The sequence below is a fragment of the Deltaproteobacteria bacterium HGW-Deltaproteobacteria-18 genome (assembly GCA_002841885.1).
Classification (GTDB): Bacteria; Desulfobacterota; Desulfovibrionia; order Desulfovibrionales; family Desulfomicrobiaceae; genus Desulfomicrobium.
In genome coordinates this window covers 84,125-97,456 of the sequence record PHBE01000001.1, presented here as the reverse complement: position 1 = coordinate 97,456, position 13,332 = coordinate 84,125, and the positions used below count along the sequence as shown (strand labels likewise).

General features: G+C 57.6%; 9 protein-coding genes. 5 read left to right on the top strand and 4 right to left on the bottom strand.

What is annotated here, in order from left to right; genetic code table 11:
• Positions 1 to 153 precede the first annotated feature (153 nt).
• Complete coding sequence (locus CVU60_00425; GenBank protein ID PKN43526.1) at positions 154 to 3,312, bottom strand: hypothetical protein; 3,159 nt, start codon at positions 3,310 to 3,312, stop codon at positions 154 to 156.
• Between the two features lie 28 nt (positions 3,313 to 3,340).
• Positions 3,341 to 3,760 (bottom strand): two-component system response regulator, encoded by a 420-nt coding sequence (locus CVU60_00420; protein ID PKN43525.1) that lies wholly within the window; start codon positions 3,758 to 3,760, stop codon positions 3,341 to 3,343.
• Positions 3,761 to 3,886: 126 nt separating this feature from the next.
• Here CVU60_00420 and CVU60_00415 point away from each other — a divergent pair, with 126 nt between their 5' ends.
• The 4 genes from CVU60_00415 (at position 3,887) to CVU60_00400 (ending at position 8,828) form a co-directional block, all read left to right on the top strand.
• Entirely contained in the window at positions 3,887 to 6,322 is a 2,436-nt protein-coding gene (locus CVU60_00415) for a DNA internalization-related competence protein ComEC/Rec2 (protein PKN43524.1), read from the top strand.
• A 69-nt stretch (positions 6,323 to 6,391) separates the two neighbouring features.
• On the top strand, positions 6,392 to 6,574 hold the full coding sequence (locus CVU60_00410; GenBank protein PKN43523.1) for a hypothetical protein: 183 nt from the start codon (positions 6,392 to 6,394) through the stop codon (positions 6,572 to 6,574).
• Positions 6,571 to 7,749 (top strand): LPS export ABC transporter permease LptF, encoded by a 1,179-nt coding sequence (gene lptF / locus CVU60_00405; GenBank protein ID PKN43522.1) that lies wholly within the window; start codon positions 6,571 to 6,573, stop codon positions 7,747 to 7,749. The genes CVU60_00410 and lptF overlap by 4 nt, the downstream gene beginning before the upstream one ends.
• A complete protein-coding gene (locus CVU60_00400; protein PKN43521.1) occupies positions 7,746 to 8,828 on the top strand; it encodes an LPS export ABC transporter permease LptG in 1,083 nt (360 codons plus the stop codon). Before lptF ends, CVU60_00400 begins: the two co-directional genes overlap by 4 nt.
• 81 nt (positions 8,829 to 8,909) lie before the next feature.
• On the opposite strand, the gene CVU60_00395 is transcribed toward CVU60_00400, so the two are convergent.
• Entirely contained in the window at positions 8,910 to 9,620 is a 711-nt protein-coding gene (locus tag CVU60_00395) for a TetR/AcrR family transcriptional regulator (protein ID PKN43520.1), read from the bottom strand.
• 207 nt (positions 9,621 to 9,827) lie between these two features.
• Between CVU60_00395 and CVU60_00390 the strand changes: the two genes are divergently transcribed.
• Positions 9,828 to 11,087, top strand: coding sequence for a transporter (locus CVU60_00390; GenBank protein ID PKN43519.1), 1,260 nt, complete (start codon positions 9,828 to 9,830; stop codon positions 11,085 to 11,087).
• Positions 11,088 to 11,204: 117 nt separating this feature from the next.
• Here the strand turns inward: CVU60_00390 and CVU60_00385 are convergent, their stop codons facing one another.
• Entirely contained in the window at positions 11,205 to 13,211 is a 2,007-nt protein-coding gene (locus CVU60_00385; GenBank protein PKN43518.1) for a methyl-accepting chemotaxis protein, read from the bottom strand.
• Between the last annotated feature and the right edge of the window lie 121 nt (positions 13,212 to 13,332).

Here is a 13,332-nt window from a genome sequence, read left to right as displayed (position 1 = left end):
CTTCATCCGGGCGACTGAAAGCCTTTCCTGGCAATGCCGGGAAAACGTTCGAGGAATGAGCCGCGGAACCCGCTTCGATGTCATTCCCGCGAAAGTGGGAATCCATGCTTCTCCGGCACGTCATGCCCGCTAAAGCCTTCGGGCCCGGCCCTCTCAACGCAGCCTGCGGCTGCGCCCCATTTTTTCCATATCCAGCAGGTATTCATCCGACCTGTCCAGATAGAAGGCCAGCGCCCGGGAAAAGTTCTTGCCTACCAGTCCGTCCACGAACATCTGGCTGATCTCGCGGTAGCGCTTGAGCACGTACTGGGAGCGTAGAAAGATGAGCCACTCCTCCTTGCTCAAGTCCTGGGATATGAATTCGAGGGCCTTCGCGGCCCGGGGCTGGTAGAGCCAGAAGTACATGAGGTCGAGGGCGTTGACGATGAGCACCTTTTCCAGGTCGCGCGCTTCGTAGGAAATGGTCTCCATGAACATTTTGGGGGACTGGAGCATGTCTAGCACGTCTTCTTCCGGGAAAAGGACATCCAGACGGGCAAAGGCGTCGAACATGGCGATGAGTTTGGCACGGTAGTCGGCCAGGCGCACCCGCACATTGTTGTGACGGTCGCCGAGGCCCTCGATGACCGCGGCCACGCAGTCCGAGGCGAATTTTGAGATAATAGCGGCCCATTTCTGAAGCGTCTGCTCCACCCCGGTCAGTCCTGCCATGTGCATGCTTCCGGCTATGCCGCTGTTGAAGAGGACGGCCAGCGGAATGGACAGGATGCTGCGGAAGAAATTGGCCAGGACCACTGCACGCGGCAGGCCGCGGAAGGTATTGTGGCTGGAGATGTAGATGCCGTTGGCCAGGGCCATGGACGCAAAAAGCAAAACCGGGTCCGTGGCCGTGGTGATGCCGAGACCACGATCCAGGATAATGGTCTTGACCAAAAGATCCAGCAGGGGGACGGAGAAGCCTGTGTAGAGCAGATCGTCGGCAACGCGGCTCCAACTGATCAGGGAGTTCCACTGTAAAAGAGGTGAGCGCGTCAAGCCGCCCCCGCCGAGCACTGCCTGCAGAATGTTGCGCACGCCGGTGATGGCGAACCAGATCAGCCCCCCGAAATAGGCCAGCACCCACCAGTCCTTGGTCAGGGCAAAGGTCAGGAAGGCCGGAATGAACCCGATCAGGATCTTGAGGACGTTCTTCAGCCCCGTGTTCAGGTACTTCAGGGACATGTGGTTTTCGTCGTCGGAACCATCTTTCTTGGTGATGCGTAGTCCGTTGTCGTGCTCTAGCTGCACGCCGCCCAGGGTGACGATGTTGCCCAGGCGCTTGGGATGGATGTCGATGCTGTCGAGAAACCATTCCTGCTCCCGGCAGCACCCGGCCAGTTCCATTCCGGGTATCCTCCGGGCCAGCCTCAAAAGAAAAGGATCTTCCTTTTTTGTGTGACAGCGGGTGCGGAAATGAACCGTCATCCTGGCGGTGACCGGGAGCTGTTTGCGCTGCCTTTGAGACTGATTCAGCGCGATTCTCTGGGCTCGTTTGGGGAGAGTTTCAAGCACCACCACACCCATTCCGAACTGATGCCGCGACTGGCCCGTGGAACCACTTCCAATGCGTGAGCCCAGGGGGCGCTTCTTGTAGTATTTGTGGAACGTTTCGATGTTGAAAAGAATGTCGAGAAGCTTGTTCTTGCGCGCCTCCATGAGCAGACGTTCTCGTTCAAGCCCGGTCGCATGCGAGAGCACGTTCTTGTTTCGCGCATGGGCCAGAGTGTTTTCCAGTGACAGCCGATCTTCCTCGAAGGACCATATCACGGCACGGATGGCGCGTTTCAAGGCGATGACGTTGTCTTCGTTCAGAGCCTTTTGCAGTTCCGCAATCTGGGCGCACGTACGTTCCGGGCTGATGGCATCCACGACGTCGCCCGGACAGACCAGATGCGACGACACGGGCATTGACCATTTGCCTCTGGCCGCGTCCTTGAGGTTGTAGAGCTCGATGTTGCTGATGTGTCCCTGGCAGTCGTACAGAATTTCCAGGGCATCGGCCGTGGAGAGGTTGCTCAGGTTCAGCGTGAAATGAGACGTGGAGTGAAATTTGGCCAGCCTTGGCAGCAGTTCTCCGATGTTGAGGCGCAGCAGGGGCGGGACTTCGGGAGTATCCTGGGGAATGGTCGGGTCGTGCAACTCCGGGTTGCGGCATGGTTGCAGGTAGCGGTTGATGAGCAGTTCCGAATCGATGGCGTTCAGGGCCTTGAGATGTTCCTCCAGCTCCTGGCGCCGCTTAGGTGTGGCGGTTTCGTACTCCTGGGCCATGCCCTGCGCGGCCTGCTTGAGCTTGGGATGCATCCCGCTCTGAATGTATTTGGCCAGATGCAGGAGGGACGGCTGCCCCGTGCCCACGAAAGTGGCGAAGGCCTTTTCGTCGAGCATGTCGAGTTCAAGGCCATACTCCTTGGCCAGTTCGATACGGTGGATGCGGTTGTATGCCTGCAAGGCTTCGAAGACGTATTTCTGCTGATAGGCGGAAACCATCCGCCCTTCCTTCATGAAGGCCTTGACCGGCTGCTCTCCGAGAAAGGCGCGGAAGGATTTGGGATCGGTGTAGCTCTGGGGCTCCCAGATCACGCGTACATACTTGCCTCGAAAGCGGGAGGAAACATCGATGCCGATGCGGATGTGCATGCCCAGTATGCAGCCCGCTTCCAGGAGTTCCTCGGCCACTTCGGCGTCTACATAGTTGTAGTAGACCACGGTCAGAAAACGCACGCCCTTGATCCAGGCGTCCATGACCAGGTGGGTCGGGGATTTGCGGCCCTTGGTGTTGGCGTCGTGGACATGGTGGTCGAAGGCGAGCTGGTTCCACTCCTCGGGCATTTCCAGGAGGTGGTATTTGTCGAGCTCGGCCCGGACCACGCGGGGCTTGCCGGAGGAGGCCATGCGAAAGTCATGCGCGAGGCGCAGCTGGGTGTGCTCGTCCTCCCGATGGCGTATGAGCTCCTTCATGATCTGCAGGAGCACCCGTGAGGTGTTCTTCTGCAGATAGGCGTTGCCCGCGAGCAGCACCTCGTCCTTGAGTGCGCGCAATGCGTTGAGCCGGTCGGAGGACATGCCCACTTCCAGGGAACCGAGGAGGCTCGCGATGGCATAGGCGATGCGGAGCACGCGCGGCGCGGCCATTTCCTTGATGCCGTGCGGATGCATGCACGAATCGAGCAGGGAACGGATATTGGTGTTCTGCGCCGTGCGGTCCAGAACATCATTGACGATGCGCAGCAGCGTATAGTCGTTGGAATCGAAGAAGAGACGGGAATGCGCCACGTCAAGTCCTGTTGTAAAAGAGCCCGGCCTAGGCCGGATCGCTGTTTGTGGTGGATGCGGCCTGACGGCTGTCGTTGATGCTCTTTTTGCGATACGCGTCTTCAAGCTTGTAGAGCAGGTCTTCCAGATCGGCAGGCTTCATCAGATAGTCGAAGGCTCCACGGTTCATCCCTTCCATGGCCGCGTCGATGCTGGCGTGACCGGTGAGCATGATGACCTCGGTGCTGGGCCAGTCTGCCTTGATTCTTCTCAGCACTTCCAGCCCGTCCATGCCCGGCATCTTCACATCGAGCACAACCACGTCGCGTGGTTCCTCGGCGAGCATGGCCAGCGCCTGCTCGCCCCGGGACGCCCCCTGGACCTTCAGGCCGCGCTTGGCCAGTCTTTTGATGATCGTGCGCAGGAAGTCTTCCTCATCGTCCACAAGCAGTACTGAAAACTCTTCCATTTGGGCTCCTTGAAGTCTTTGGAATGGGCTTTGGACACATCGGGTCGGCCCATGAGTATGCATAGCCCGAGATGCGGCCGGGAGGCAACGCCCTTCTTGGTCCTTTGTCGCCGATAATACTGACTTCTGCGTACGACACATGAAACGCGATTTGCTAGCCTTGCTGGTCAGGAGGTTCAGCAAACGCGCATTCAAAAACCCATCCCCCCTCTTCCCTGGCAGCTCTGGGTACTGGGCTATCTCGGCGGAATTCTTGCCTGGGCCCATGTCCTGCCAGTCGCGATCGCCAGCGCATTGACCGCGCTGGCATTTGCCCGTCGCGGTCGAACCCTTGTGCTCATGGCGACATTCTTCTGCCTGGGGTTGCTTGCGGGTGCGCCCGCTGCAGAGCATGATACGGCGGTGGTATGGAACGCCCCGGTGCGGATACATGGTGTCGTGGATGAGGTGCGCACGCATCCGGGGCGCAGGGTCAGTGTTTTCGTCCGCGATGTGGCGGCGGTGGACATGAATGCGACCCTGCCGGGTCGACTGCTCTGGACCTGGACGGATCCTCCCCTCGTGCCGCAGATCGGCCGGGAATTCACGGCCGATCTGCGCATTCGTGAATTGCGCTCAAGGGTCAATTTCGGCCTTTCCTCCAGCGAGGAATACTGGATGCGCATGGATGTTCGTTACCGGGCGTATTCGCGTGGCGCTGCTCCTGTAATCTGGGGTGAAGGGCGGACCAGTCTTAGAAGCCGCTTGCTGGATCTGGCCTGCACGCTGGTGCCGGACACGCAGGGCGGCGCGGCGGTCAGGGCGCTTCTCTTCGGGGACAGACTGCTGCTTGGGACCGCCTTCATGGACCGCATCCGTCGGGCCGGGCTGTCCCACAGCCTGGCTCTGTCAGGGCTGCATCTGGCTCTGGTCGCAAGCTTTGGCCTGGGCGCGGCCAGGGTTTTGAGTCGGGTCTGCCCCACGCTGCTCCTGTTCCTCCCGCGCCGAAAACTGGCCGCGCTTCTGGCTTTGCCGCCGGTTGTCGCCTATCTGTGGCTCGGCGATTTTCCCCCCTCACTTTTGCGTGCTTTCGTCATGCTTGCCGCCGTGGTCCTGCATCTCTTCATCGGAGCCAGGTCGCATCCACAGGACGCACTCTTTGCCGCCATGGCCGTGCTGGCCATTGCCGATCCCGCAGCGGTCCACGATCTGAGCTTGCAGCTCTCCGTGCTGGCCGTCGCCGGTCTCGTCCTTTTCATGCCCGCGGCGGCGGCCCTGCTTGCTCCCTTACGTGAGCGAAGCGCCTTCTGGCGAAGCTTTCATTGGCTGTTGACACCCTTGGCGGTGACATGCTGCGCCAATCTTTTCATCCTGCCTGCGCAGGTTCTGTATTTCTCCGAAGTCACGGCGCATCTGTGGCTCAATCTCCTGTGGCTGCCGGTGCTCAGTCTGGCAGTGCTGCCCCTGTCTTTTCTGGGGGTTGCGGCGGCACCATGGTGTTCGTTTCTGGCCGAAAAATTCTTTTTCGCGGCGGCCTGGGGAGTGGACGTTCTGGATCGCTGCCTGGTGTTTCTCGATGGGGCTGGCAACCTTGCGGTAACGCCGGTGCTGCGCCCTTCGGGAATGCAGGTGGTCGGGTACGGAGTCGCGCTGGTGGCGGGGAGCGTGCTTCTGGACGCTGCACGGCCCCGGGCAAAGGCGTTTCTGTTTCTGGGAGTTGGGCTGACGTTGCTGGCCGTTCCGTCATTGTGGCAGGAGGGTGGGCAACTGCGTGACGAGGTTGAAATGACGGTGCTTGATACAGGGATGAGTCAGGCGATCCTTGTACGCGGCAGGACTGGAAGGACAGTCCTCGTGGATGGCGGGGGAGGGTGGAGCGCCGACTATGATCCGGGGCGTGCGGTGGTTGGGCCGGCGCTGAGCTGGATGCATCCTCCACAGGTGGACGCGGTGCTTTTGTCCCATGTCCATGCTGATCACCTGCGGGGGCTTTTCTACATTCTCGAGGCTTTTGATGTGGGCTGGTTCGGATGGAGCGGGCTTGTGGACAGCTCAAATGATTCGGGGCGGCTGGTGGCCAGGCTGGATCAGAATCCATGGCCGGTGCGAATGCTGCGTGCCGGAGACAATGTTGTCATAGAGCCCGACCTGCATCTTGAAGTGCTGCATCCTGCCTTCACGGAGACCGGCAGTTCCGACAACGACACTTCGCTGGTGCTGCGTCTGGTCTGGAAGGGGCGCGGGCTGGCCCTACTGCCTGGCGATCTGGAAAAACGCGCCCTTGAGCAGCTTACAAGCCAGGGGCGGGCGCTTTCGGCCGAGGTCCTGGTGCTTCCCCATCACGGCTCCAAATCGAGCCTGCACCCGCGTTTTTATGCCGAGGTTGGGGCGAATTTGGCCGTGGCTGCCTGCGGACCGGGCAACCGTTTCGGTTTTCCTCACCCTTCCGTAGTGCGGGCCTGCAGGCGGGCGGGCCTTGAGGTATTGACCACTGCCGATCACGGCGCGCTCAGATTCCGCTGGCGAGGGGAAGAGGCGGTGCGTGTCGAAAGCGCACGCTTCGGGGCGTTTCGCGGGAATTGATCCGATTGTGCCTCGCGGGCCTTTCCTGTATGGGCGTGTCGGTACGGACAACCCCTGAAGGAGAACCTGATGACAACCATCATGCCCGGCGACAAGAACCTGCGCAACGCCATTGCCTGGATCGAGGAGCGTCGCCACGAATACCCCGATTTGAAGAAGCTCACGGCCCAGGCGGGCATGCAGTTCGATCTGACCCCGCCGGAAGAGCTGGCTCTGGCGAGGTTCTACCGTGAGGAGGCCGAGTCCCGGTGATTCGAGTGCCTCTCCTGCAACGGGAGCTTTTCAAGGAGATGGGGATCATTGCCTCCATCTGTCTGGGAGGCTTTTTGTGTCTCATCCTGCTTGGTCGCCTCCTGCAGCTGCGGGATCTGTTCATGGCTCAGGGCGTGACTTTTTTTGATCTGGTCAAGCTCTTTACCTACCTGAGCCCTTTTTTTCTGATCATGCTCATTCCGGTTTCGTGCATGCTCGGTCTTTTTTTGACTTTTCTGCGGATGGGGGCTGACCGGGAGCTCATTTCACTGCGCGCCGGAGGGGTCAGCATCTGGCCTCTTTTGCCCGCGCCCATGCTCCTGTGCCTGCTGTGTTCCGCGCTGACGGTGTGGATTTCCCTCTCGGGCATATCCTGGGGCATGGACAATTTCCGGCAGACGGTCGTGGAACTGGCCCGGCACAAGACTTCCGTCAACGTGCAGCCCGGAGTCTTCAATACCTCCTTTCCCGGCCTGACCGTCTATGCCCGCCAGGCCGACCCGGGCAGCGGCGCATTGCTTGACGTCTTCGTTCTCGACAGCTCAAGATCAAAGGCCCGCGCGACGATTGTCGCCCCCGTGGGGCAGATCGATTCCGACCCGGAACTCGGTCAGGTCTTCGTGCGCCTGGAGGACGGGCATGTCTACCGTGAGGAGGGCGGGGAGCTGAGCGTCATCAGCTTTGAAAGCTACATCCTTTCCTTGGACATGACGCGACTTTTGGGAGGTTTCGAACTCAAGGACAAGGCCCCCAAGGAGATGTCCTGGAAGGATCTGCAGGCGTTGAAGGACGCCGGATTCCAGGACACGAGTGTCAATTTTCAGCGTCGGGTGGAGATTGAACTGCACAAGCGCTTTTCCCTCCCCGCAGCCTGCATCGTGCTCGGATTTTTTGCACTGCCGCTGGCATTTTTCTTTCAGGGCATGAAACGTCAGTACGGGCTCATCGTCTGTCTGGGGGCTTTTTTTCTCTATTATGTGCTTTTGTCCGGGGGCATGTCCCTGGCTGAAAGCGGGGTATTGGTTCCGGCCCTGGCCTTGTGGTTGCCCAATATCGTTTTCATGCTGGCTGCGGCGGTAGGCATGTGGCTGGTCGCGACGGAGAGGGAGGTCAATTTCAGGGCGTTCCGGTTCTGGTTGCTGAGAATCCTGGGCATGAAGGGGGCTGACGCATGAATTTGCTGACACGTTATATTCTGCGGCAAAATCTTTTTCTTTTGCTTCTCGTCTGCGGCATCGGCCTTGGAATTTATGTCTTCATCGATCTGTTCGACCGGCTGGATGATTTTCTGGAGGCGGGCGTGGGGTTTTCTTCCATCGGCGCCTATTTTCTCTACCGCACGCCCTTTATCCTGGCCCAGATTTTTCCGGCGGTATTCCTGATCGCACTCATGGTGCAGATGGGCCTCATGCTGCGCAGCCGCGAGTTGCTGGCCCTGGAGGCCTGCTCCGTGTCGCCGGGGGCGGTGGCCAAGTCCGTGATCTGGTACGCCCTTGCCCTTTGCGTGGTGCAGCTCCTGTTTTCCGAAGCGCTTGGCGTGAGCGGTCACAGGGCGGCGGATCGGATCTGGAACGAGGAGGTGCGCAACCGACAGATTGAAAAACGGCAGCTTTCTGACATCTGGTTCCGTGAAGGCAACCGCATCGTGCACATGGGTGAGGTGACCCCGGCCGCTGGGCAGGGTTCAAGGCTGACGGTGCATGTCCTGGAAGATGACGACGCCGGGAGCATAGAAGAGATACTGCAGGCCCGGACCTTCAAATCGACTGCCGCCGGTTGGCTTCTGACAGACGTGACGCGTACTTTTCCCGCCTCCTTTGAGGTGCAAAAAACGGCGCAGATGGAGCTTGATCTGCGCACCGACCTGGGCAGCTTTCTGATCGTCGACCCCAAGACCCGGCTCGAGTCGTTGCCGCTTTGGCAACTGGGCGCCGAAATAAGACGGCTGCAGGATTCCGGATCGAATATCGAGCGATTACAGACCGCCTGGCACATGAAGCTGGCCTATGCCGCCTCGGTTCTGGTCATGGCGCTCATCGCCCTGGCCGTGGTGTCCCTTTTCGGGTCGCTTTTCGTCATCATCCCCATCGGGCTGGTGGCCACATTCTGTTATTACGGATTGTTCGTGCTATGCGCCTCAGCCGGGGAAAAAGGCCTTGTGCCACCGATGCTGGCAGCCTGGGCGGCCAATGTTTTTTTTACGGCCGTCGCAGGCGGATGGATGTTGCGCGGCCGGTCTTTTCATCTGGGTTGATTGCCGACAGGGGGCAGGAATGGTCTGGTGGATTACGATTGGCGGATTTTTGCTCGGATGCCTGGTTGCCTATGCCATGGTTCAGGGTAGCTCGGATGATGACGATGATTCGTAGCCTTGTGCCAGGGTCTTATCGATGGGCTCCAGATATCTGGTGATAATCCGAAGGATTTCAGGATAAAAATCGGCTGAAAAATTAAGCCCCAGGATGTTTTCCTTGGCCAGCAGGCGAGCGCGGGTCGAGCCGAAGACCGTGGAGAAGATGACGCTGGCGGCCAGATTGGGCTCCAGGTCCGCGCGGATGGAGCCGTCTTCGATGCCTTTGCGCAGACACTCAAGCATCTTGTCCACCACTCTTGAGCAGACAACCAGGATTTCTGAATTGTCCGCGTCGACGGTATTGGCCAGAAACGGGGAGCAGCGCAGCAGGGTCAGGAATCCTGATTCGGGTTCAGTGGATGCCTTCAGGATGCATTTGGCAAAATTGAGTACGCCGCTCAGACCGTCGGACGCATAGTACTGGCTCTCGTCGATCTTGATCAGCAGGTTCGTCAGAATGTCTATCTCCACCAACTGGAACAGGTTCTCCTTGCTCCCGTAGTGATGGGCGATGAGCCCGTCGGCAATGCTCGCCTCTTGGGCAATGCGCTTGTAGGTCGTTTCCGCGTACCCGAGTTCCCCAAAAAGCCGTTTGGCCGTTTTCAGAATGCGTTCTTTGTTGCCTATGGCCACTTGCCTTTTCCCCCTGTTTTTTTCTGTCTTGTAACCAGCCACTTTTGACCAGTCCACTATTTTTCCGCTTCATTCCTGCTCGCCCATTCAATTTTACCGGTCTGCCAATCATGAGAATGAATACGGGCAATGCTCTTTAATGGCGGGATGTTGCAAAACTCTTGACGCAGTATCCTTCTTCATTTAGCGCTCTAGCAAAAATATATTGAGCGTGCACTTAAAAGTGCTGCGCTTGTAGCGAAAACAGTGCAACAAAGGGGAGGATGGATGCAAACTTTGAAATCGTGGGTCATGGCTTGGTGTCTGGTGCTGCTAACAGCGCAATTCAGCTTTGCGGCGGGATTCGGCATTTATGAATGGAGCGCTCGCGGCAACGCCCTGGGCGGTGCCACGGTAGGCCGGGCAGATGATCCATCAGCCCTTGCTTCAAACCCTGCCGGTATAACCCAGCTTGACGGACTGCAGGTTCTGGGTGGGTTTACGGCCATTCATCCGGTGCTTGATGTCAGGACCAATGACAATTGGACCTCTTCAGATGAGGATTCACTCTGGATTCCTCCGCATTTTTATGCAACCTGGAAGGTCAATGACCGATATACCATCGGATTGGGCACTTTTTCCCGGTTTGGCTTGGGTTCGGTCTTCGATGAGGATTGGTCTGGGCGTTACAACTCTTATGAAGCCATCATCGAATCCATGTCCATCAATCCGAACGTAGCACTGAAATTTTCGGACAAATTTTCCGCCGCCTTTGGCGTGGACGCCACGTATTTGAATTTTTCTTTGAAAAAGAAGTTAAATTTGGCAATGATCAATCCAGCTTTTTCAGAAGGTGATGCTCATCTGGAAGCAGACGGGATGGGATATGGATTCAACATGGCCTTGCACTACAAGCCTTGTCAATACGCTAAAGTTGGTCTTTCCTATAGAAGCCCCGTGACAATGAAGGTTACAGGCGAAGCAGATTTTTCAGATATAAATCCCGCTCTCACTGGTGGCGGTTTTTTCAAAGATACTTCTGTTAGCGGTACTGTGCAGTTGCCAGATTCATTTGCATTTGGAATTGCTCTATATCCTGTAGAAAAATTGAGCGTTGAAGTTGGCGCCGTATACACAATGTGGAGCAAATATAATGAACTGACCATCGACTATGGTGATCCTGTCATCACTGCAGATGGCGTGACCACTCAGACTACGTCGCCTAAGAATTGGGACGATGTGTGGCGTTTCAACATTGGCGTGGAATACGCCGCTTTGGATTGGCTCGATCTGCGTGCTGGTTACGTTTACGACCAGTCACCCGTACAGGACGAAACCATCGACTACCTTGTCCCAGCCAACGATCGCCATCTGCTCAACGGTGGTCTTGGTTTTCATTGGGACAACTGGGTTGTGGACGTGAACTACACCTATCTGATGATCATGGATCGCGACATTGATGCCAGACTCGCCGATGGCGTGCTTGAAGGTGAAATCGACAATGCCGACGCACACATGGTCGGTCTGTCCGTTGGTTACAAGTTCTAGTTTTTCAAGATCTCGCGATTCTTTGGACCATAAAAAAACGCCCTGCGATGCGGGGCGTTTTTTCATGGCTTTTTTTTGGCGTAAGGAAGACGGCTTCTTTTTTTTGTCAGGGCGCCTTCAAGTCCGGAACCGTCCGAGAAGACTGAAGAGATTGGAGGCCAGCCGGCGAAGTTCTTCAGCGTTACGGGCCACTTCCGCCGTGTTCTGGTTGGTGCTTTCTGCCGCGCTGTTCACGTCTGCGATTTCGTCCGAAATATCCTTGATGACCGCCGAACTCTGGGCAACGTTCACGTTGATTTCCTGCAACCCCTGCGAAGCCTGGGCCACGTTGCCGGCGATGTCGCGCGTGGCCACGGACTGCTCTTCAATGGCGGCCGCCACGCTGGCGATGATGCTGTTGATTTCCTCGATGATCTTGGAAATGGTGACAATCTGGCCTTCGGTCGTCTTGGAGGTTCCTTGTACCTCGACGATACGCTCCTTGATTTCTTCGGTGGCCGTGGCGGTTTGCTTGGCCAGTTCCTTGATTTCGTTGGCGACAACCGCGAATCCGCGGCCAGCCTCTCCAGCCCTTGCGGCCTCGATGGTGGCATTAAGGGCCAGCAGGTTGGTCTGATCCGAAATCTCGGTGATGATCGCGGTAACCTTGCCGATATCCATGGCCGCATCACCCAGTGCGCTCATGGCGGCAGTGGCGGCGTCGGCTTCGGTCATTGCCCTTCCGGCAACCGTTCTGGCCTTCTCGGTGTTGGAAGCGATCTCGGTTATGGTTACGGCCATTTCTTCGGTGGCCGTGGCTACCATGTTGGTGTTCTGGGTGGTCTGCTCCATGGCGGCGGCCACGCTGCTGAACCTGGAGTTGAGGTCCAGGGTTGCGGAGGCCACGGATTCGGCCTTGCGGGCCGCCTCGTTCGCGCCGGAGGTAAGGGCCTGGGAGATGGACAGCAGACGGTCCGAAGCGTTGTTCAGGCTGCCGCCGTTTGAAATGACCTCGCTGATTATGGCACGCAGCTTGTCCAGAAAGGTGTTGAACCAGCGGGCCATCTCGCCGATCTCATCGCTTGATGTCACTTCGAGCTTGCGGGTCAGGTCTCCTTCTCCCTCGGCCACATCCTTGAGCATGCCGGTGGCGTTGATGACGGGTCTGGCCATGGAGTTGGCGAAGAATGCGGCCAAGGTCAGGAATATAGCCACGAGGATCACTGCCATGATCGCCATCTTGCGCAGCATGGCGTTGAATCCGGTCATGACCTCCTCTTTTTCGATGACTCCGATGAGCTTCCAGCCCAGGCCCTCGATGGTGTGCACCTGGGCAAACCAGTCCTTATCGTCCATGCGCACGTCCATTCCTCCCTGGTCTATCGTGTCCAGTTGTGCCAGGGCCGGGACGTCGCTTTCGTTCATTTTCTTGAAATTGAGATTTTCATGCCTGGGATTTGCCAGGATTGTCCCGTCGTCCTGCACGAGGATCACGTATCCGGTCTGGCCCATTGGAGATTTTTCGATCAATTCGGTCAGCACCCCAAGCCCCACGTCCAGTCCCGTACAGCCGATGATCTCTCCGCCATCGGAGGTGATGGGGAACATGTTGCTGATGACCGCCTCGCCGGTAGTCGACAGGTAGGCGGGAGAAATGGAAGCCTTGTCAGGTGTTGCCATGGCCGTGGTGTACCAAGGTCGTTTTCGCGGATCGTAACCGGGCGGCATCTCGCTCTCTCCTGAAGAGACGAAGCCTCCCCATTTGGTGCCGATGAATACTTCGACGTATTCAGGATGCGAGACGTGAATGTTTTTGAAAAACTGCGCCATTTGATCTTCCAGTGGACTGCGGTCGATGTCCTTGGGCGCTTTCTTCACGGTCTCGTTCACATAGCTGTGCAGGGATTCATCGGCTTGGCGCACCAGAGCGTCGCGGGCGATCATGGTCGTCATCTTCAGCGCCTTGTCGACAAAGATGCCGATGGCCCGGTCAATCTGGGACAATTCCTTGCCAGCCGAATCGTGAAACGTGGTGATGGACGAATCCCTAATCTGGAGTCCCAATACGACACAGATGATCAGGATCGAGGTCAGGATGGTGATGGTGAAGGCCAACAGAAGCTTTTTTCGAATGGACAGCTTCATTCGGTTCTCCTTCCGCGCTGGGAATGGGTTGATGTGGTGGCTGGAATCAAGGGGATATCACCTGTATGCATATACGAATTGAACAAGATAAATCCAGCGTTTTTTAAGAGGAAATACTCTT